This window comes from Paenibacillus taichungensis (genome assembly GCF_050994985.1).
In the GTDB taxonomy this organism is placed as follows: domain Bacteria; phylum Bacillota; class Bacilli; order Paenibacillales; family Paenibacillaceae; genus Paenibacillus; species Paenibacillus taichungensis.
Map to the genome: position 1 here is coordinate 2461873 of NZ_CP194720.1, position 20013 is coordinate 2481885.

A 20013-nucleotide genomic window follows, 5' to 3' on the forward strand; every position below is an offset into this window, starting at 1 on the left:
AAGATTTCTGATGAATATCGATGTTTCAGATATAAACAGGCCATATGTACCCCCAAAGACTCATCCCATCGAAACTGGAATTTACTTCATAGGCACTAAAGAAGTGAGAAGAATGTACAAAAATATTAAGCAATGGATTGAAAACCGAGCACCAGGCGGAATAGCCTATGGCAGACCTAGATTAGGAAAGACTTGGGCCATCGACTACTTAACAAAGGAACTACCAATAGATTTTGGTGAGAAGCTTCCTATTCTAAAATTTAAATGTGAGCAAAATTCAAGAATTAATGAAACCACTTTCTATGAAGAATTATTGGTACAGTTTGGACACGGAATCCCTTTCTCAGGAAGAAAAACTATGAAAGCTGAAAGATTAAAAAAATATCTTCAAGAGATAGTCGAGAGTTCAGGAAGTAAAAGGTTAATTCTATTTATTGATGATGCCCAGCGTCTTGTTCCAGTTCAATACAATATTTTAATGGATATTTATAATTATTTGAAAGAATTCGGAATTAGCATGACAGTTATCTTAGTTGGCCAAGAAGAATTAAAGCATGTTAGATCAGGTTTTATTGCTTCAAAAATGGGACAAATTGTTGGTCGCTTTATGGTTCATGAATACAAATTCTCAGGCGTAAGAACAAAAGATGAGCTGCAAACCTGTTTAGTCGGTTATGACTCTTTATCTGAATACCCTACAAATAGTGGTTGGTCCTACACAAGATTCTTCTTTCCAGATGCATATGAGCAAGGATTTCGTTTAGAATCATCCACTGAGGAGCTATTTTCTACTATATCCAATATTAGAAAAGAAAAAGGAATTACTAAACCTTTAGAGATACCGATGCAATATTTAACGCTTACTATAGAATATGCTTTTAAAAAATACGGTGTCTTAGGTAAAAATGTTGACCATTTGACGTCTAGCCATTGGTTAGACTCATTAGGTAAGTCGGGTTATATCGAAAATGAGCTGTACAACGACTTAATTTAGATATATCAGTTCGATTTGAAAAGGTGGTTAAAGATGATTCCTGAATTAAAGGTTTACTTATCAAAGCCAGATGGTTCAATCACTTGGAATACAGATTGGATATCTGAGTTTGAATCTCCCTGGTCTATTTTTCAAAAAATTCAATTCACTAACTTACTTAATAAGCAGGACTATTTTCATTTATTTGGTACGCCAGAGATCAAAAAAAAGAGAACAGTTATCGGTACAAGAAATCATAATTTGTATTTGATGCCTAGTTTTGATGATGGAAAATTTATAGAAATTTTAGGATTCTCACTAAAAGGATATAATGCTGATTTAATCAGAAACTTGTCTGGTTTTTTGCACGATGGAGAGTTAAGAGAAAAGAGAAAAACCCTCGCAGAATATCGGTACTGGAGAAAATGTCTAACTTTTTGTGATGAGTGTTTAAGTAATGGATATCATAGTATGTTACACCAATTTGAATTATTCCAACAATGTCCCTTTCATCAAACTCCATTACATGACCAGTGTCCCCAATGCTCGATTAAATACCCTTATGAATTGTTTAAGAATCAGGCTAACTTCGAATCAGCCTTAACCTGTATATGTGGTCATCGCTATAAGAAATTTCATGCAAATGTATTGTTGGGGACCCATTGGAAGACATACAAAAGTAACGAATTGTCAGACGGACTTGTTATAGAGTGGTTGAGTCTTAATCAGCTACAGCAAAAAGCCATTAGCTCTATCTATTTATACCCTTATACTGTAATAAACGAGACCCCACAGCTATTAAACTTCTATTTAAATTATATAAAGAATGATAACACCTCAGAATTAACACCCCAACAAAATTATAGTGTGAAAATCTCAAAGCACCTAAAAAAAATCAATAATATTCCGTATTTTGTAGAGAAGTATAGCACAGGGTTTCAAGGTAACTTTGAAGATATAAATACAGTGAAAAATTTGATTACTCCATTCGCAGACCAACAAAATATTGTGATGAAAGAATTTCGAGATATGAAGGATACTATATTCGGTTCGATTGCAAAACACTTAAGAAAAACTATTTTAAGTAAACACAAGAGTTGTATAAAGCGTTATACTACCGTTTCAAAAACAATAGATGGTGCGGATATTCCTGTTTGTCCATATGCATATGCTTATATAAAGTGGAGACAAACAATTAAGAAGCTTGAGCATTATTATGACGTAGATGCTAAACCTTATAATAGATCACGTTTTTCTTCTGCAGAAGTTTCATTCTTAGGCTTCTTAGATCAGGATCCTATTTTTGATATTATGGAAATTTACCGAATTAAGTATCCTTTGAAACACACAAATTATTCAAATATAAAATGGTTGATTTCACACATGTATAGCTATCTTTTTATTCATCTTTTTAAATTATTTCTTACCGAATCGATCAGTACATTGACTGATAATAAAGATTTAACCTTGAAGGAATCTATACTCGCCTTTTCTCTTCCAGATAATCATTCTGATGAAGTACAAAAGTTCTGGGATCAAAAAACCCTTAATCACTTTTTATCAGAAAAAGAAGTAATATGTCCTTATCCGACTAGAAGATCCAAAAGAAGAACAACCAATGAAAAATCGTTTCATCCGATGCGGATTGCCATAAACAGAGCAGACAGCCGATGAAACTAAGGATTGTTTAGACATCAGTTTTCTAATTCCATAATTTCAATCAATTCTGAAGCTAACGTTTTCGAGCTAGAGATACCTTTTAAATATTTGAAAGGCCCACTAACAGACCAGTCAATCTTTTTCAGGCGCTTTGCTGACTTGATAAACTTTTGATGGTCTATTTGTGTTGAGTTTTCTTTCTTACAGTTAGACAACGCCTTGGATGCAGCCATTGCTAACGCATCCAAACATACAATATGAGTAAGTTTATATTCTTTATAGTTCATCCATTCATGAGGATATTCTTGACGCATTATATTGAAAAATCCAAGTACAAGATCCACCTTTTCATGTTTTGATAAATTTGTAGTCTCAGTGTCTTTAAAAAAGTATTTTAACATGCGATAAAGATTTTGAAGAGTAATATGCCTTCCTTTACTACGTTTACCCGTGATGCTACCAATGTGATAGAAAGGACTGTCTTTTAATATTAATAGCTCAGTAGCTTGCCAACTTAATTCATCTGATTCTCTTTTCAGGAATTTGCTCAAAGAGGTTCCAATTCCTTTGGCTTTTGTATTAATAATATCGAAGAGTTGAATTTCTTCATCGTCATCTAAAAAATGAAATGCCATGAAAGGAACATTAAGTTCTGATTGAGTTTCTTCGATATAACGTTTAATCCCACCAAGTCGATGCTGTCCATCCATTAAAGATGCTTTACTCTTACAAAATAACCTACCGAACATTGGTCTAGTAGAATCATAAGCTGTAAACTCCCACATACCAGCTGCATTCAATAAAATTGGTGTGAATAATGCGTTTTCGCCTCTGGAAAGATATAATGCAAATTCATCAACACGCTTTGGATCTACTGGCCGTTGATATCCTTTCCCGGAGGGGTCGTTGAATGGCTTAACATAAGTTAGATTCATAGCAATGGAGGTTGGAAACGAGCTTTGATAAGTGATTTTCCCCCTCATTTTTGTTTGTACTACATTTTCTATAACTATTTGATGAGGTAATTGTCTCATTAGATTCACTCCCATAGAATGTTTAGTATTTCTTAGTAAATATATATCTTAAATTATATAAATAACAATGGTAATATATAGTTTAAGTATATTTATTTCATGCATAAGTACACCTACTCTTAAGTGAGAGGTGATTGTACTTATGATAAAAATTAATGCTTTTGTAGGCGCACGAATAAAATCTTTAAGAAAATCAAAGGGATTGACTCAAGCTAATTTAGGAGAACAAGTAGATCTCCCACAGCCTTATATTGGTGGGATTGAAAAAGGGGAGAGAAACATTTCTTTGGATACCCTGCATAAACTAATAGAAGCATTAGATATAACACCTGAAGAATTATTCCGTAATTATGACAATGATTTGTCCAACAAAGAAGCGTACGAAATTCTAGATCGAATCAATGCACTTCTCGTAAAGAGAGATATTGAAGAAATTAAAATAGTTGAGACTTTCGTGAATGACATACTCAAAACAATCGATAATTTAAAAAATTTAAAGAAATAGAGGAGGAAATGAAAAACAGATTACTTGACTATTACATGAATAAAGTAAGGGCGCGTGTACTTATTTAAAAGAATAGCCGTTTTATTCTGGGGATATATGATTACATGTATGTTAACCCTGCCAATTTCAATTTTTCTACTAATACTGTTATCAACAGCAAATTGGACGATCATGATTCTTTATGTGTTCGTTGTTTATTTACATAAAGAGTTCAATAATAAAGCTCGGATTACACTTAATAGAGAGTTCTCAGTTACAACAGAAAAAGGTAAGTGGATTGACGGTTTCCATGAACTCCAGGTTCACCTTATTACAGAATATCTAATAGAGCATAACCTCTATTCAAAATTGAAAATTGAACGTCTTGGAAAAACCTCTGCAAAGAATTCACTGAAATTTTTGTTTATAAGAAACTCGGGCAGCGTAACAATCTGATTTCTATTTTGGACGATATTCTAATCACACTAGAAGGCTAGCAACAAAATAGGGGGCATGATTATGCTAATAATTCTGATTAAGATGTTTAATTGGCTACATTCGCAAGTTATTTTAATATCATTAACTACCCACCATAGGTGTCAAATCTGAGAAGATTTTAATATTTCAAAATCACTCAATTAGTAATTCAAAGTGAAACACAGATCAAAGCAGTTTTAAGATATTCATATACTGCTTAGAATTAGAGTCAGAATAATGCTACTACTAGAAAAGGTGAATCACTATATGTATATAAATCTTCAATGCAATACATGTTTCAAAGGAAATCAAAAAAATAAGACACTTAGAGATGCTGTAATGGAAATAGAATCACATTTCTTAAATTCTTATTTTGATCAAGTCGGTAAAGATGATGAATTAAACTGTAAATGTCAAAAAGAGATTGCTCAGAATGAATATTACATATCTGAAGATAACTTTTTTGAAATTTCTCTAAGGGCTATATCCGAAAGCATTTCGAAGAAGATTCATTATTGTTTTAATTGCGAAGGAGCATTTATTGACAAAGTAATTAAAGATGACTCTCACTACAAGGGGCTTTATGATCTTAGCGATAACGATGTACGGAATCTCGCAGCATTAGGTCAACCAGTAGACAACTTAATATATTATCTACTTGAATTTAAAACGAAAGAGAATCTATTGTTAATGTTAAAATGTCAAAATTGTGGATTTGGTTATAACAGATATGACCCTCAAACAGATAGAACAAGATCTGAATATAAGTTTTTTAGAGAAGACAATGTATATTCGGATAACGATATCGAGCAATTTTATAAAATTATTAAGTATTCTAAAATTCGAGACTTTGCATCTGATTATGGTATGGACATTAATACAGAAGATTTATTCGAATTCGCGAAATATTTAAGAGCTAATCATATGCTAGGCTATTTTCATAACGTTGGCCAATCTATCTTTAAACTGCTTAAAACACATTTTGATAAGGCTCATTATGGAGTATTAAGAATCGGTACAATCGTCTTTAGAGGTAGAACAGTCACGAAAAATAGCAAAGATCATGGAATAGACCAGATGTGGAATCCTCCGCAGTCATGGGCCAGTCACGGAAGGTTTAATCCTGTTGGAAGTTCAGTATTGTACTGTTGTGATAATATTGATTCGATTCCTTATGAAATTAATCCTACAGCCAAACAAGATATATGTATTGCTTACGTTCACATAAGACGGCCTTTAATAATGCTTGATATTGATAGATTGTTTTATAAGTTTAACGATTTGGTACGAGAAAGCTCAAATAATGAGGGTATATACAATTCGGATTATGCTTTAACTAATTATATTGCTGAGTGTTGCAAGGAAATAGGATATCATGGTATTTCATATAAAGGAGTACGAGGTGAAGATTATACAAACTACGCTATTTTAAATTATAAAATGACTGATGATATGAACATTAATCAGGTTCAACGATTGAAAATAAAAATAAACTATGAGATCGAAATATAGCATAGTAATGTTGAAATCTGTTTAAAACGACTTTAATTTAAGGTTGTCTGGAGAAATCCTTACAGCCTTTTTTAGTTTGTTCGGTCGGTATAGGGATAACTTGGCCTTGAAAGTCCGTTATAGGCTTAGCAGCATAAAAGCCAGGGTATCCGCCTTGAGGTAGAATATGAAGAAAGGCCTTTGGCAACCCTAAGACTGAGGAACAGAAATCACATACAAGGTGGAGTGGGGGACAAAAATTTTAAAGAAAGCAATACCCAATATTGATTGCCGTTATCAATTGTTAAAAGATGTGATAATGAATAAGTGTAATGTTATCGCTCTTAGCAGGGTAGATAGATCTCACAGGGCGTTAAGCAAAAAATATGAAAGCCCGCAGAGCTTGAAGGTAATGCATGAAGATTATCCGGGGAAGCAAAGATAAAGCACTCTTTAGAGAGAGTATTGGACAGAGCCACTGGAAGTTAGACACACGGAGTGCCTGAGATTGATGAGGATGACGTTTGAAGCGGTGTTACCGTAGTTGTGGGAAAACAAAACATAGCCAAGCTCTTGCAAAGCAAGCAGGAAGGAAGATACAAACCGAGCCAACGAAGTATATTGATGATATAATTATAAAGTATCGATCTTAGTTAATACTCAGAATTCTGATGAGATATTGGGATTTATGGGATCCTTAGAAATCTAGTTATTTCTTTATTTACGTAACGTGAATTATGACAATCCTTATAGAGTAATATCAAAAGTTTACTGAGTTCAGACAAATACGGTGATTCAAAAAAATGCGAATTATATATTCACACTCCAGCTCCTCACGTTTATAGGCTAGTGCCTAATAAAAATACGAGAAGTTAGATGAGAAAGAAATTGTTGAAATAGCTTACGATATAGTTGAATAATTATTTAAGTTACTTGTTGAAAAAAATGCAGTAAACCTAAAAGGAGGATGGACGTTGAATCAATCTGAACAGCAATGTTATTGGTGCGGAAAACAAGCTATATCACGTGAGCATGTTCCACCTCGTTGCCTCTTTCCAGCAGATAAAGATGTTAAAAAAATATTTAATCAGTCCTTTCGCTCTGAACTAATCACTGTTCCTTCCTGCGATGAGCATAACTCATTAAAATCTGGTGAAGATGAATATCTTATGGCTTGTTTAACTGCAAGAGTAGGGAATAATATAATAGCTTATGCACACACAAATACAAAATTGCGGCGATCTTTGAAGTATAATAAAAATTTACTACAAGTTCAGAAAAATTTTAATTTAAAAATGAAAGGACAAGAATTTCCAGTTTCGCTAGTTAATATAGAAGTTCCTCGATTAAGTTACTCTTTTGAGGCAATTGCACGCGCACTCTACTACCACGAGTATAGAGTTCAACACATTGGAGAATGCCTTGTCTTATCGAATATGTTTTTATCCCAAAACAAAGAGTCATTAGAATCAAATCAATTTATTCAAAACGCAATAATAATGATTGAGAATGAACAGAAACATTGGAAAACACAAATAAAAGGAAGAAATCCTCTAATTTTTCAATATCAATTTAGCCCTGTAGACGGGTTTGGGGCACAAACATTAGCCTTAAACTTTTATGAACAAACAAAAGTGTATGTTTGTTTGTCCCAGATGAGTAAACTGAAACCTCATAAAAATAGTCTTGAAACTTTACGCAAATTATATGGACTTTTCAAGTGATAGTTTTGATAAACGGGGTTAGAGGCTGTAGAGGATTTAAAATTCTCTTGAGAGCGTGTATGCTTGCAAATGAGTAGTAGTTTAACAGGTATCGCTAGATTAGAATATATTTTCATGGAGGAGTAACTTTGGCTAAGTTAATTGATATTTTAATAAGGGCATTAGCTAGGTCAACTGCGAGAGAAGTCATACGAGCATATGATAAAAATAAAAGAAGATCTACTCTACCTTCTTTTACTGAAAAGTTACGGAATAAAACTGAAGAACTGAAGTTAGAACAAATACTTCATGAAAGAAGAGAACGATACAGGGATAAGATCAACATTGCCGATTCTTATTTCAGAAAAGATTGGAATGTAATTAGTAATTTTAATGAACATGAACATCAGATAGCTGAGTATTTTGAAAAGTTTTGGTGGAATCGTACTCAGCAAGAACGAAGTCAATCTGCTGTTAAGTACTCAAAATTATTTATGACCACACCCCAGAGATTAGATTTGCATGAAAGACTGGATATCCCATACTCTGATTATATATCTAGAGATGGTAGATCAAAACCTAATTTGGCTGAAACAACGGAGTTTATAGTGATTAATACCGATACATATAAAACTTTGAATGAGAAGATGATTAGAAAAGGATATTTACTAGACTTTCATGCGAATACGCCTAATCCTTTTTTTTCTTTGGTAGTAAACGGCTCTCCAATGTTATAAGATTCAGTATTATAAAAACAAGCATTTATAGGGAAGAGTGATTAACATGTATAACTCTCAAGACAAATTTTTTGAATTAGTTGGATTAGGAACAGAGAACAACAAATGGGATTATAAAAGAGACATACATATAAGTCCCAATATTGCATTTGCAAATTTACTAAAAGATATATTAGCTTTTTCAAATAGTGGAGGTGGCTGGCTAGTACTAGGTGTGGATGATAACTCTAGAATCATAGGAATCGAAAAAAAAATCGATCCTACATCATTAGGCGAAAAAATAATAAGTGTGTTGGGTGAACAAGTTTTATTTGACTTGAATTACTATACCATTCATGATGAATTTGATAAAGTTGTGGGTTTATTATATGTACATGATTCTGACAAAGTTTTAGTATCACCAATTGATTTATATAACGAAAAAGGTAAACCAATTGTAAGTGAACATACCATCTATTTTCGTCGGAACACTAGCTCAATAAAAGCTAATATTGATGATATTAATTTGTTGATTCATAAAGTTAGCGTTTTAGGGAAATATGATTTAAAAGCCGAGGATATAGAATTTTTAAAAGACAAAAAATCAGAATATTCTATGTTTAAAGAAGAGGATGCGTTCTACAAGGGGGAATTTCAATTCAGTGTTTCTAAATTTGCTGAAAAGTTAAACACCATCTATAGATTTCACCAGTCTAAATATACTAAGTATGAAATAGGAATTTTATTGGGGTTTGAAATTGCTGCTATTGATGAGTATTTTGAAGGTAGAAGATTTCCTAAAATTGAACACTTAATACGTGCTGTAGAAATTTTCGATCTCCCTCATGATTATTTTTTTCAAACCACAGTAGGCATGGAGAAGCCATTTATTCACAACCCTTTGATAACTTATATAATTTTAGAAAAGACTACTGGTAAAGTTGACTTATACGAATATGGTTTTGGGAGTGCGTTTAACACTATAATTAGTGATTTAGCTAGAAAATTCTCACATTTTAAAAAGTGGCTATTCAGTGAGAGAGGAACGTATAAGCCTAGTGATAGAGATATTGATAGTTTGGTTAACGAAAATACAATAATATTTCAAACTTTTGAAGAATATCTATTAGATTTAAGTAATCATCAATACAATAAATTTAAGCAACATTTAAAAATCCAGTACTACAAAGAAATAGAGAAAACCCCAGAAGAGAATGAAAAATTTCTAAATGAAAAAATTAAAACAAGACTCATTTATAGTAATACCGACTTTGTATGTAAATTCATTTCAGAATTGATTAAAACTATAAAAACCTCAGAGGGAAAAATACACATCGAGTATAATTTTATATATGAAGTACAAAATAAAGTTGTACGATATAGAGATTATGATCGTCAAAATTTGAAAGTGGAGTTTTGTAACCGAAAAACATTTGACGAATTTATAAGCAGCGAGAAAGAGAGAGACTAAACTCAAATCGCGGTACAAGTTCAGTTAATTGTACCCATTTGAGACGGAAATATAATTACGTAAAATAATAATTTGACGAATAATTACTTAAAAGTTATATTCATTTGGGGGTGGTTGTTTTTGGATAAACAAGCTAAATTACACCTTATGGGTCGAATTGACGATAAATTGAGTGAATTACCTTGGTATGTTACTGAATTTATTGACAGTAAGAAGCGTAAGCTCTCTGCCTCAACACTTCTTAATTACTGCCACGATTATATAATCTTTTTTGATTGGCTGATTACAGAGAACTTTACCACAGTTCAAAAAAGAACAGAAATTGAATTATCCACGCTAGAAACATTAACGATACGTGAAACAGAAAGCTTTTTGTCTTTTTTGGAGTATCAACTTGGGAATAATAAGCTAACAATAAACCGTAAGCTTTCTTCTCTTAAGTCCTTATTTGATTACTTACAGAATAAAGCCGAAACAATTGATTTAAAGCCTTATATACAACGAAATGTTATGGCTAAAATGGACTTAAATGCAGTAAAAGAAAGTCAGGAAACGATCGCGAATCGTATGGAAGGAAAAATACTGAGAGAAAATGATTTTGAAGCTTTCAGAGTGTTTGTAGCATACGATTTTGGCGAATTAAACAAAACAAACAAACGTATCATTCATTTCCATCAGTTTAATCGTGAACGAGATACGGCAATAATTTCATTAATCTTAGGATCAGGACTTAGATTATCAGAAGTTTCCGGAATCAATCTTGAGGATTTAGATCTGACGAAATCATCAGTAAGAGTAGTCCGAAAAGGGGGAAAAGAGCAATATGTTTACTTTAGCAGCCAAGCATCCCTAGATATTGAGAATTACCTGCAGATAAGGGAAACAAGATATACCCCAGAAAAAAATGAAAGATTTTTGTTTATTGCAGCACCTGTAGGACGCAAAGGTAAAAATAGACGTTTAACACAACGTTCTATAGAAAAACTTGTTGAGAAATATGCAACAGCCTTTGGAAAGCCGGCTTTGACGGTTCATTCTTTGAGGCATTCATTTGCCACACGTTATCATATTGAGAATAATGATGTCCCAAAATTAAAGAATCAACTAGGACATTCTTCAATACAAACTACAATGATTTATACTCACTTAACAGATGATCAAATGAGAAGCGCTGTAAATAATATGGATAAATAATCCGGAGGGAGTGACATAAAGTTGCCTACCAGACTGGAAAATTGACACAAAGTTACCCACCAGACTGGAGAATGACACATAAAGTTGCCTACTAGGCTGGAGAATGACATAAAGTTGCCTACCAGACTGGAGAATGACATCATAAAGTTGCCTACCAGGTGCCAAATTTGCTCCGTTAATTAAAGACAAAGGACATAAATGCATGAAAGTAGGGTACTTTGTGTCAATTTGGTAGGGAACTTTGTGTCAATGTACAAAACCCGGGTAGTACAATGTTCTTGTCAACAAGAGAGAATCTATGGACATATGTACAAAATACAAGTTTTGTGAAACAGTTGTTATAATTTAAACGAAACCACCTCATCATTTGCACCTTAGATATAATCAACTCACTTACACTTACATCCCATGGATAAATGTGGCTTTTTCTTTTTATAACCCCCGAGATATTTTTAATTTCGTATGGATAAATATGTGATCCCGCATATTATAATTGTCGTATCACACAACTCAGTTATCTTAAATATAATATGCACTCATTCCAGCTTTATAATGAGCGCATATTATATTTGACTCTCGAAATTTCTTTAATTTTATCCTACGTCATTTTTAATTCTCGTGTACCCAAAATTCAATAATGCTGTTCCAGGTATTGGATTCGTTGCCTTGCCCGATATAACGAATGAATTTGGCCTGAATCGGTTCAAATTCAAATGTTTCATAGGCAGCCTGTTTTTTACTGGCCACATTACTTAATACTTTTTGGTAATTAATACCATCAGTTGATATCTCCAAATCAAAATAATTGGATCGCGTATGTCCATTATAGAATTGAATGCTTACCTGCCCTACTTGAATCTGTTGCTCAAGCTCCAACTGCAGGTATTGTCCCTTTCCATCTGCAGACCATCTGGAGTCTGGATCACGATCAATCGTATGGATCGGCAGATTGCCATCATCTGCACTTGCCGTAACTTTGGTTACAACGGCGAACGGTCCTTCCGGTTCGACCATAGGCTCTTTGACCTCAAATTTCTCCCGTGCCTCGACCGTTACGCCATTAAAGACGCAGCTCACTACGATGTCGACCTTTCCTGCTTTTACCGCATGGAATGTAGTTCCTTCCGTATATCCGATCGTATCATCACTTGATGTGTACGTCACAGGAACATTCAATTCTGCGATGTTTACGATCTCTTCATTATCTAATGTTAGAAACGAGGATAATTCTCCGCTTCCGCCTGCGCTGATCGCATTACCTGCGACTCTCCAACCGGGTACTGTTTTATTGGGACTTATGGAGATATTCTCTGGAAGTACGGGGGTATCAGCTACCTTAAACTTCACTCGTATGTTCTGGGTGTGACCCCGATAGGATACAGTGATCTCTCCGGTTCCATTAGTCCCCTGCGGTTGCTTAATTTCAACCTTTGCATCCTTGGCATAAGCTTTTGCAGAGATGATCGGCGTTTCGGTTGTGCCATAAGGCAAAGTATGAACGTAATCCGTTCTTAAGAACTGCATACCCCCTATAGCTTCGCCATTCACCAACAGGGATTGAAGCCCCAGATGAAGATCTTTGATTCGTTTCTTGCTCTGATCCTGATATAAACTTTGCGGGGATAAACGATCGCCCTGCCCAATGCCTTCCGCCATATCAAATGGCTGCGTATTCGCATCCGGAATGGAACCGACAATGTTGACGTTCACGCCGGTGTCCTTTCCTTTGGTTCCAATGACATATCCATTCCCGAATTGTTCTGATTCTACAATAACACCGGATTTACTAGGGTGTGCCGCCTGACCGGTCGTATTCCAGAACACACTTTCAGTGGTTACCACCCCATGACGATTCGTTTCGGATGATCCATAATCACGAGTAATGGCAGAGATCCCGTCTCCGTTAACGACCAGGTTGTCGATCAGGTTTGCCATGCTTAAATACATATGAAAATCAGTTAATAATGAAGGTTTCTCAGAATACGAACCTTGCAGGACATTTCCGTTCGCAGAGAAGTTGGCATATGTGAAGCTATGTCTAGCTCCTATTGCCTTACTATTCTTGATGAGATTATCATTACCAATAAATTGATATAAATAACCGTTCCCATTTGCCCCACGATACTGCGGGTACTGCATGGTTACATGATCCACTGTGACGTTCTTCGTACGATCCAGAATAATCCCTTTAGATAGCAGATGGTAATCTGTATTGCCAGTTGGCTTATAGGTGTTAATATTTCGAATCCAGCTGTTGGCCACTGCAATCACATTGACCGCTTTGGCATTATCGGCTTCATATCCAGCAGTTCCAACGACTTTGAAGTCATCTTCACCAAGCCCCGACTTCGCATTTTGAATGTTTGCGATCGAGAAATCCTCCAAACCTACTTCGACAATCGGATCTGCGGTCTGACTAATCGTAATATCATCGCGGAGTTTCATTGGATAACGCGTCGGAATGTCTAGCGTAATCGTTTTGTTCTCTGAATCTACGCCCACGATTTGGCGATAGAATAACGGTTCTACTTTCCCGAGACGGGACGACCACTTGTTTTGCATGCCAAGTTCACGTAAGAAACCCGGCGTCGTTTCGAATGAAATGACCACGTAATCATTCACCGCAAATCCGCTTGTGTCCTCAACGGGTAGCAGGACGGTTGGATCAGTAACCGACTTGCGAAGTTTCGTAGAAATTCCGGTTTTCTTCCAATCTCCGTTACCGATCCGAATAATATCCTTGTTTTTCATATTTTGCTGTGCATTATAGATATGAGTCTTGTTCATCCCGTCACCTTTCAGGACCACACGACTTGCAGGAATGTTTAGTGAATAATCCTTGCCGTCCTGAGGGTTAACCTGATATGTACCCTTGGGAAGATACACGACACCCCCGCCTAACGCAACAGCAGCATCAATTGCCTTTTGAATAGCCTGTGTTGCGTCACGGCCCCCTGAAGGATCGGCAAAATACGGTGATTTGGTAACGTCAATACGTTTGTTCTTAGCCGTTTTTGGTAGTTCTGTTTCCCCGCGCTTATAACCGGCATACGAAAAGTCATGCAGAAACCTTCCCTGTTCATCTTTAAATCCTGGATACCAATCGTTTGGATAGAGCCTGCTTCTGCCATCCGTACCCAAAGACAGATTCTCACCGGCACGATCAATAGATGGCTGTGAGTCACCTTCTGACGCTCGAACCTCCTGGGTTCCAGGTGCAGACAATCCAACGGTCAACGTAAATGCCAACAATAAAAAAGGCCACTTTCTACGCATGCTTTCGTTCTCCTCCTTTTGGATTTCAGAGTATGTGAGCGGTTTCAAGAAACCCTATAGTCACCTCCGATCCTGCTCAAGCAAGAGTCATGTGCATGCCAACTCAGCATGTCATAACCGATTGTAGAGCACGAGGGAACGAAATTACATCAACAAAAACGACACTTCAATGCCCATTTTATACAATATAAGGATTTATTTAGAGGATACAGCGCGATTATATCGCTCTAACGCCTGTTGTTGAATCTCAATCGCACGATCAATCTGTAATGACTTGATTTGCTCGACATACGTATCGAATGCATTCAACGGCTCAATGCCAAAAATGATTTTAAGCGACATCTCGTCCACCACTTTGTTCACTTCCTGCATGATGACTGACATCTCCGTGCTTTCTTTCTCGGTTTTGGGCAGAGTAGGTACCTGATGCAGAACAGCATCTGTACTGGACCATAACTGCACCGCCTCTTTCTGTTCCGGCAAAATATAATATTGTTCCATATATCGCGTATCCTGGACAAATGGACCGAAATAACTCGCTCTCGTGTACATCGCAAGCGCTTGTGCCGGCGACCACTTATCAGGGTTTTTCAAAATAGTCTCGGTATACGTCGGATACCCGTCCTTCATCTTAAAACTAACACCTTCAATACCAAAGTTGAACAGCAAATGTCCCTCAGGCCCATACCCATAGTCCAACATTCGTGCTGCTTCTTCTACATGATGACTGTTGCTGGATATGGCGACTCCACTGGAACCGATCGCGGGAGCAAGTTGACCAAATTTCGGGCGATCTCCTTTGTTCATGACAGGATATGGCGCTGGCACAAGCTTTGCATGGGGATCCGTCTCTTGCAAGATGGGTAGCCATGTACCAATCCCCGCCCCTGCATTCCAGATACTCGCGCCGCTGCGTCCTGTGGTCATGTTTGTATCCTGAGTCTCCGAATCGACGGCAGCTAGATTCTTGTCAATGAGTCCCTCCGCATACCATTCACGAAATAAAGATAGGAACGCCTTATATTCAGGTTCTTGTGCCCCAAACTTAATGTGGCCATCTTCCACGTAGAACCCCTTTTTAATCCCAAAAGCGCCAATAAAACCGCCGCCTTCGATACCAAACAACGGATTCGGAACACCTAGGAAAGTAAGCGGGGCGTCAGCTCCCTTTTTGTTCTTAAATGCCTGAAGCATCGTATGCCATTCGTCAATCGTTGTTGGCACATCAAGTCCAAGTTCATCCAGCCAGTCCTTTCGGATAATCGGCCCTTGATAGGTTCGCAGCTTATCATCTCCCTGAATAAAAGGAAACGCGTAATAACTTCCGTTCGCTGTTCGAATCTGCATATCAATGTCTGGATGCTCCGTCAGGTACTGCTTCAGATGAGGTGCGTATTGATCAATAACATCGTTTAATCTCAGAATATATCCGTCTTTGATCGCTTTCTCCGGCCCACCGGGATAATTGCTCCACTCGTATTCAATCATATCTGGGAGCTCTCCGGACGTAAGCAGCACATTAATCGCTTCTTTGGCCTGATTGGCTGGAGGCCGGATGAATTGAAGGTTGACTCCGGTTCTCCGCTGCCACTCCTGAAAAAAAGGAACTTCATTGAAGCTGGACTTAATGCTTGCTGCATTGCCATTCAATTCTGCCCAGTAGGTTAATTTTCCATCGTCATTGGGTGAAGCAATCGAGACGGTCTGGTACTCTGATGAGCCGGAACGTTCATCCAGCTTGGCATCCGAATCTGTCCCGTTCTGATCGCAAGCAGTCAGCATGCCAAGCAGTAGGATGAATCCTGTCAACTTTGCTATGAAGGCCAACTTCCTCTTTACGTTCATGTTCCGGTCTCCTTTCAAATCAATCAACTGATTTCTTTATATTTACCTGGCGTAATGCCTTCGTATTTCTTGAATACCCGGATGAAAGTTGCTGCATCGTTATACCCGACCATTCGGGATATTTCTGTAATGGATTCCTGTTTATGCTCAATCATTTCTTTAGCCTGTCGGATACGGCACTTATGAATGCAGTCCAGCAGACCCTCACCAGTCTGATTCTTGAAGAGTTTGGACAAGTAACTGCCCTTCAGCTCAAAATGTTCACCAATGGCGTTGACGTTCAAATTCACGTCTGTATAGTTATTCTCAATATACTGCGTGACTTGGGTACTGAGATGACGCAGGGAATCCTCACGTTCTTGTGATACATTCGTTGCGCGTTTGTCAGCGGCATAGGAACATACCTCCTCAAGCAAGTTCTGCAATGCCTCCTGCATCTCCTGAATGGTATCCCCAGCAATAATGTCCTCAATCCGATGCGGGTATTGGGTTAGCGTATGGTTATCCCTGTCTCCCAGATCATTGATAGCCTTGATCATTGTACCTACCAGGTTAAAAATCAGGCAACGTGCAAGTGTGAGCGACATAATCGGTTTATCAAAATTTCGCTCTGTAATCTCGTTCATATAAGCGCTGGCTTGGTCGATATCTCCCGCTTTGATGAAATTAAGAAGCTGCTGTTCCACCTGAAGCGGATAGTAGTAGCCAAACGGGTCATCCGCCATCGCATCGCTGCGGACATCGCCATAGGTAATGATACCTTTTTTGCCAAGCACCATTTTGTATTCCATCGCGTCTACAGCTTCCTGGTATGCTTCGGCGATACCAATCCACGACGTGTGGCGTCCACTGATGGAGATCGTCAATTCCATATCATAACGTTCCAGGAATCGCTGCGCTTCTGCCGCAATGTGATGAAGATCCTGGTTCCAATCCGAAGAATCCGCTTTCATATTTACAAGGCAGACCATCATATCATCAACTTCAGCCACATATCCGACGTGCTGACGCTCTGAAGCCAGTTCTTCAACCACATTGGAAATAATGAGATGGATTAGCTTGTTTCGTTCGTTGATATCAATACCTGGCAGCTTTCCATAGAGATTCTCTTCATTCTCGATAACAAATAGGATAACAGCAAATTCACTTGAATACAGCGGCATATGGAATGAACGGAATGCATCTTCATAAGGCACAAGCGTATCCTGTTTGCCTTTGAGAAGCCGATTAATCATATTGGAGCGCAGCACCTGCTGATGTTTCTGCAACTGTTGGGCAATCTCATTCTTTTCTGAACGTGTGTTCATGATGACCTTCTGAATAAACCGAAGTTCGTTCCGATCAGCAGGTTCGTTCTGACTATTTTTGTCTTTTAGTGATTCCACGAGCTGTTGGATTGGGGAATAATTCCGGCGCATGAAGAACCAGGTCAGTACACCCGCGCTAATGAGACTCACTACGATGCTGATATACGTAAAATTGCGGACATACACTGCCTTTTCCCAATATAGGCTGCTGGGAATAATCAATGCGTACTTGAGATCGGATACCGCAGAGTCCATGTAGAACATCTCCGACTTGCCTACCTTGGCGTTATCCAATTGAACCTGATTGCCATTCATGAATGGCTTCAATTCCTCTGACCCCGGATGATTGCTCATCAGAATCTCGTTATTCTGGTTCAGAATCAGCAGCGTGGCATCACTAAAACCTGAAATGCTCTCAATTGCTTCCTGGAATCTTCGCGTATCCGCCATGACGACAACCGTACCGGTCTCCTGACCATTCAAATCATCAGGCAGACGTGTAATGTACGCAATGGAAGACTCCGCCGGAGCTGCATTCTGATGTGGCAGTATGACGAATTGATTCGTCTCTGTACCCAGAATCTGATCCCGCCACGCTTCGAAAGACATTGCACCTGTGTTATGTATGGTATGAAATGCCGTTCGCATATCCCGAATATTACCTGAACGGAGAATGGATTGATCTTTTTTCCACACGACGTAGAATTCATCGATGGATGCGTAGGATGTTTTATAGAGACGGAGTTCCTTTACCAGTTGGTATGCCGTATACGGCGCCTCTTTGGCCGGCTGATTGGAATACATCAACGTTTGCAGATTTGGGCTCCACGTCATCTCCATGTTTAACCGCTTCATCAGATCAACTTGTGTATCGATTGTATATCGCATCTGCTTCAATAAAGAATCGTTGGCTCGATGTATTTCACTCTTCAAAGTCTCATTTGCTTGCATGTAAATAACCAAACTGATCAGAATCGGCACAATCAAAACAGCACTGTAAGAGACAAGCCAGGTTACAATTATGCTTTCTCGTTTTTGCCACAAATATCGAATGTTTAGCAACAACTCATCACCCAACTCTTCGTAGATTATCTATGTTTGGATCAGGAATTTATTATAACGGTAAGAGCGCAATTGGGATATAGATAAAAAGTTCAATTCGATTGACAAAAAGGGTAGCCACCACCGATTTTTCCCGTCAAATCAAGCACAAATAGCCCGAATAGACTAATTTCGTCTATCGGGCATTCGGTATCAATTCGGTATCAAGTTGAGAAAGTTTTTTAAATATTCTTAGAATTTTTTTAGAAAATGCGATGCTTCCAACCGTTTAATTTGGCACTCGCCTCGACGTAGAAATAGTCACCGTAAATGAGCGAGACGTTTACGTTCTGACCTGCCGGTTTATGACCGGTTCCCTCGAGAAGCATACCTTCGTGCTCAGGAAGATCCCAGGTTCCATAATGATCCCGCAGGGAACTCAGGATACGTTTAGCAACGGTGGCATAGAGTCTGCCTTCTGGATCAGGAAGAACATCTGCAAGCTCAAGCAATCCGGAAGCAGCAATGGCACCAGCGGAGCTGTCTCGTGGGATCTCCTCCCCTTCTTCGGGCTCAGCACGGAAATCCCAATGCGGAACGCTATCCTCGGGCAGGCTGGAAATGAAGAAGTTCGCCACACGCTGTGCAGCATCCAGATATGACGGGTCCTCTGTATAACGATACGTATTCGTTAATCCATATAATGCCCACGCCGCTCCCCGACTCCATGCCGAATCCGGCGCCGCTCCCTGTCCACCTATCGCTTCTGTCCGTTCACCTGTCTCGGGATCAAATCGAATGATGTGATGCACAGAACCATCTTCCCGCACAAATTGCTTCATGACCATATCCGCATGAGCTTTGGCGATATGGCTGAAACGAGGATCTCCACTTTCCTCAGACGCCCAGAAGAGCAATGACAGGTTCATCATGGTGTCGATGATCGACCAGCCCAGCATGTCTCCATTCCAAGCCCGGATGAAGCCGCCTTTGGTATTGAAACGGCCAGCCAGAAAGTTGGCGGCAAATAAGGCACGCCTTGCGGCATCGATATCTCCGGTGAGCTTGTATTTGATGACAGCCGTAGGTAGGAAATGAAAGCCCACGTCGTGATCAAAGTAGTTGTTTTCTAAAAAACGTTCCGATAGTCGCTCATCCCAATTCCATGCAGCCTCTTTATATTTCTCATCACCCGTCATATCGTACACAATCCATAATATGCCCGGCCAGAATCCTGAGGTCCACCAATCGATTCTCATGTCGTCATAGATGCCATTTGCTCCTGCGACATGCGGAGACTTTTCACCTATGGCTGCAAGCATCTGATCGGCTTTACTTTTAA

General features: G+C 38.2%; 13 protein-coding genes. 8 read left to right on the forward strand and 5 right to left on the reverse strand.

Going from position 1 to position 20013, the window contains the following annotated elements; translation table 11 throughout:
• The first annotated feature begins 10 nt into the window (after positions 1-10).
• On the forward strand, positions 11-994 hold the full coding sequence (locus ACR1R9_RS11160) for an ATP-binding protein (protein WP_076331696.1): 984 nt from the start codon (positions 11-13) through the stop codon (positions 992-994).
• Between the two features lie 33 nt (positions 995-1027).
• The gene (locus ACR1R9_RS11165; RefSeq protein ID WP_433921029.1) at positions 1028-2647 is read left to right on the forward strand and encodes a hypothetical protein; all 1620 of its coding nucleotides are present in this window, start codon (positions 1028-1030) and stop codon (positions 2645-2647) included.
• A gap of 20 nt (positions 2648-2667) precedes the next feature.
• Here ACR1R9_RS11165 and ACR1R9_RS11170 read toward each other — a convergent pair whose 3' ends face one another.
• A complete protein-coding gene (locus ACR1R9_RS11170; RefSeq protein WP_426250390.1) occupies positions 2668-3666 on the reverse strand; it encodes a DGQHR domain-containing protein in 999 nt (332 codons plus the stop codon).
• Between the two features lie 142 nt (positions 3667-3808).
• On the opposite strand from ACR1R9_RS11170, the gene ACR1R9_RS11175 reads away from it, so the two are divergent.
• The 6 genes from ACR1R9_RS11175 to xerS all read left to right on the forward strand — a co-directional run bounded on the left by ACR1R9_RS11175 (position 3809) and on the right by xerS (position 11202).
• The gene (locus ACR1R9_RS11175; RefSeq protein WP_426250389.1) at positions 3809-4171 is read left to right on the forward strand and encodes a helix-turn-helix domain-containing protein; all 363 of its coding nucleotides are present in this window, start codon (positions 3809-3811) and stop codon (positions 4169-4171) included.
• A gap of 723 nt (positions 4172-4894) precedes the next feature.
• Positions 4895-6139: an RES family NAD+ phosphorylase gene (locus tag ACR1R9_RS11180; protein ID WP_433921028.1), complete on the forward strand. Its 1245-nt coding sequence runs from the start codon at positions 4895-4897 to the stop codon at positions 6137-6139.
• A gap of 953 nt (positions 6140-7092) precedes the next feature.
• Positions 7093-7842, forward strand: coding sequence for a hypothetical protein (locus ACR1R9_RS11185; RefSeq protein WP_433921027.1), 750 nt, complete (start codon positions 7093-7095; stop codon positions 7840-7842).
• Between the two features lie 128 nt (positions 7843-7970).
• Entirely contained in the window at positions 7971-8558 is a 588-nt protein-coding gene (locus ACR1R9_RS11190) for a hypothetical protein (protein WP_426250386.1), read from the forward strand.
• 46 nt (positions 8559-8604) lie between these two features.
• A complete protein-coding gene (locus ACR1R9_RS11195) occupies positions 8605-10008 on the forward strand; it encodes an AlbA family DNA-binding domain-containing protein (RefSeq protein WP_433921026.1) in 1404 nt (467 codons plus the stop codon).
• Between the two features lie 120 nt (positions 10009-10128).
• On the forward strand, positions 10129-11202 hold the full coding sequence (gene xerS, locus ACR1R9_RS11200) for a tyrosine recombinase XerS (RefSeq protein ID WP_083679516.1): 1074 nt from the start codon (positions 10129-10131) through the stop codon (positions 11200-11202).
• Positions 11203-11811: 609 nt separating this feature from the next.
• On the opposite strand, the gene ACR1R9_RS11205 is transcribed toward xerS, so the two are convergent.
• The 4 genes from ACR1R9_RS11205 to ACR1R9_RS11220 all read right to left on the reverse strand — a co-directional run bounded on the left by ACR1R9_RS11205 (position 11812) and on the right by ACR1R9_RS11220 (position 19993).
• Positions 11812-14478, reverse strand: coding sequence for a discoidin domain-containing protein (locus ACR1R9_RS11205; RefSeq protein WP_433921025.1), 2667 nt, complete (start codon positions 14476-14478; stop codon positions 11812-11814).
• 195 nt (positions 14479-14673) lie between these two features.
• Complete coding sequence (locus ACR1R9_RS11210; RefSeq protein WP_433921024.1) at positions 14674-16323, reverse strand: extracellular solute-binding protein; 1650 nt, start codon at positions 16321-16323, stop codon at positions 14674-14676.
• A gap of 23 nt (positions 16324-16346) precedes the next feature.
• Entirely contained in the window at positions 16347-18674 is a 2328-nt protein-coding gene (locus ACR1R9_RS11215) for a helix-turn-helix domain-containing protein (protein WP_433956442.1), read from the reverse strand.
• Between the two features lie 260 nt (positions 18675-18934).
• The gene (locus tag ACR1R9_RS11220; RefSeq protein ID WP_433923728.1) at positions 18935-19993 is read right to left on the reverse strand and encodes a glycoside hydrolase family 88 protein; all 1059 of its coding nucleotides are present in this window, start codon (positions 19991-19993) and stop codon (positions 18935-18937) included.
• Positions 19994-20013 lie beyond the last annotated feature (20 nt).

Bases quoted from the DNA above. Each gene is read 5' to 3' on its own strand.
- ACR1R9_RS11165 (WP_433921029.1), top strand. From the start codon at position 1,028: ATGATTCCTGAATTAAAGGTTTACTTATCAAAGCCAGATGGTTCAATC.
- ACR1R9_RS11195 (WP_433921026.1), top strand. From the start codon at position 8,605: ATGTATAACTCTCAAGACAAATTTTTTGAATTAGTTGGATTAGGAACA.
- ACR1R9_RS11205 (WP_433921025.1), bottom strand. From the start codon at position 14,478: ATGCGTAGAAAGTGGCCTTTTTTATTGTTGGCATTTACGTTGACCGTT.
- ACR1R9_RS11180 (WP_433921028.1), top strand. From the start codon at position 4,895: ATGTATATAAATCTTCAATGCAATACATGTTTCAAAGGAAATCAAAAA.
- ACR1R9_RS11220 (WP_433923728.1), bottom strand. From the start codon at position 19,993: ATGCTTGCAGCCATAGGTGAAAAGTCTCCGCATGTCGCAGGAGCAAAT.
- ACR1R9_RS11160 (WP_076331696.1), top strand. From the start codon at position 11: ATGAATATCGATGTTTCAGATATAAACAGGCCATATGTACCCCCAAAG.
- ACR1R9_RS11210 (WP_433921024.1), bottom strand. From the start codon at position 16,323: ATGAACGTAAAGAGGAAGTTGGCCTTCATAGCAAAGTTGACAGGATTC.
- ACR1R9_RS11175 (WP_426250389.1), top strand. From the start codon at position 3,809: ATGATAAAAATTAATGCTTTTGTAGGCGCACGAATAAAATCTTTAAGA.
- ACR1R9_RS11170 (WP_426250390.1), bottom strand. From the start codon at position 3,666: ATGAGACAATTACCTCATCAAATAGTTATAGAAAATGTAGTACAAACA.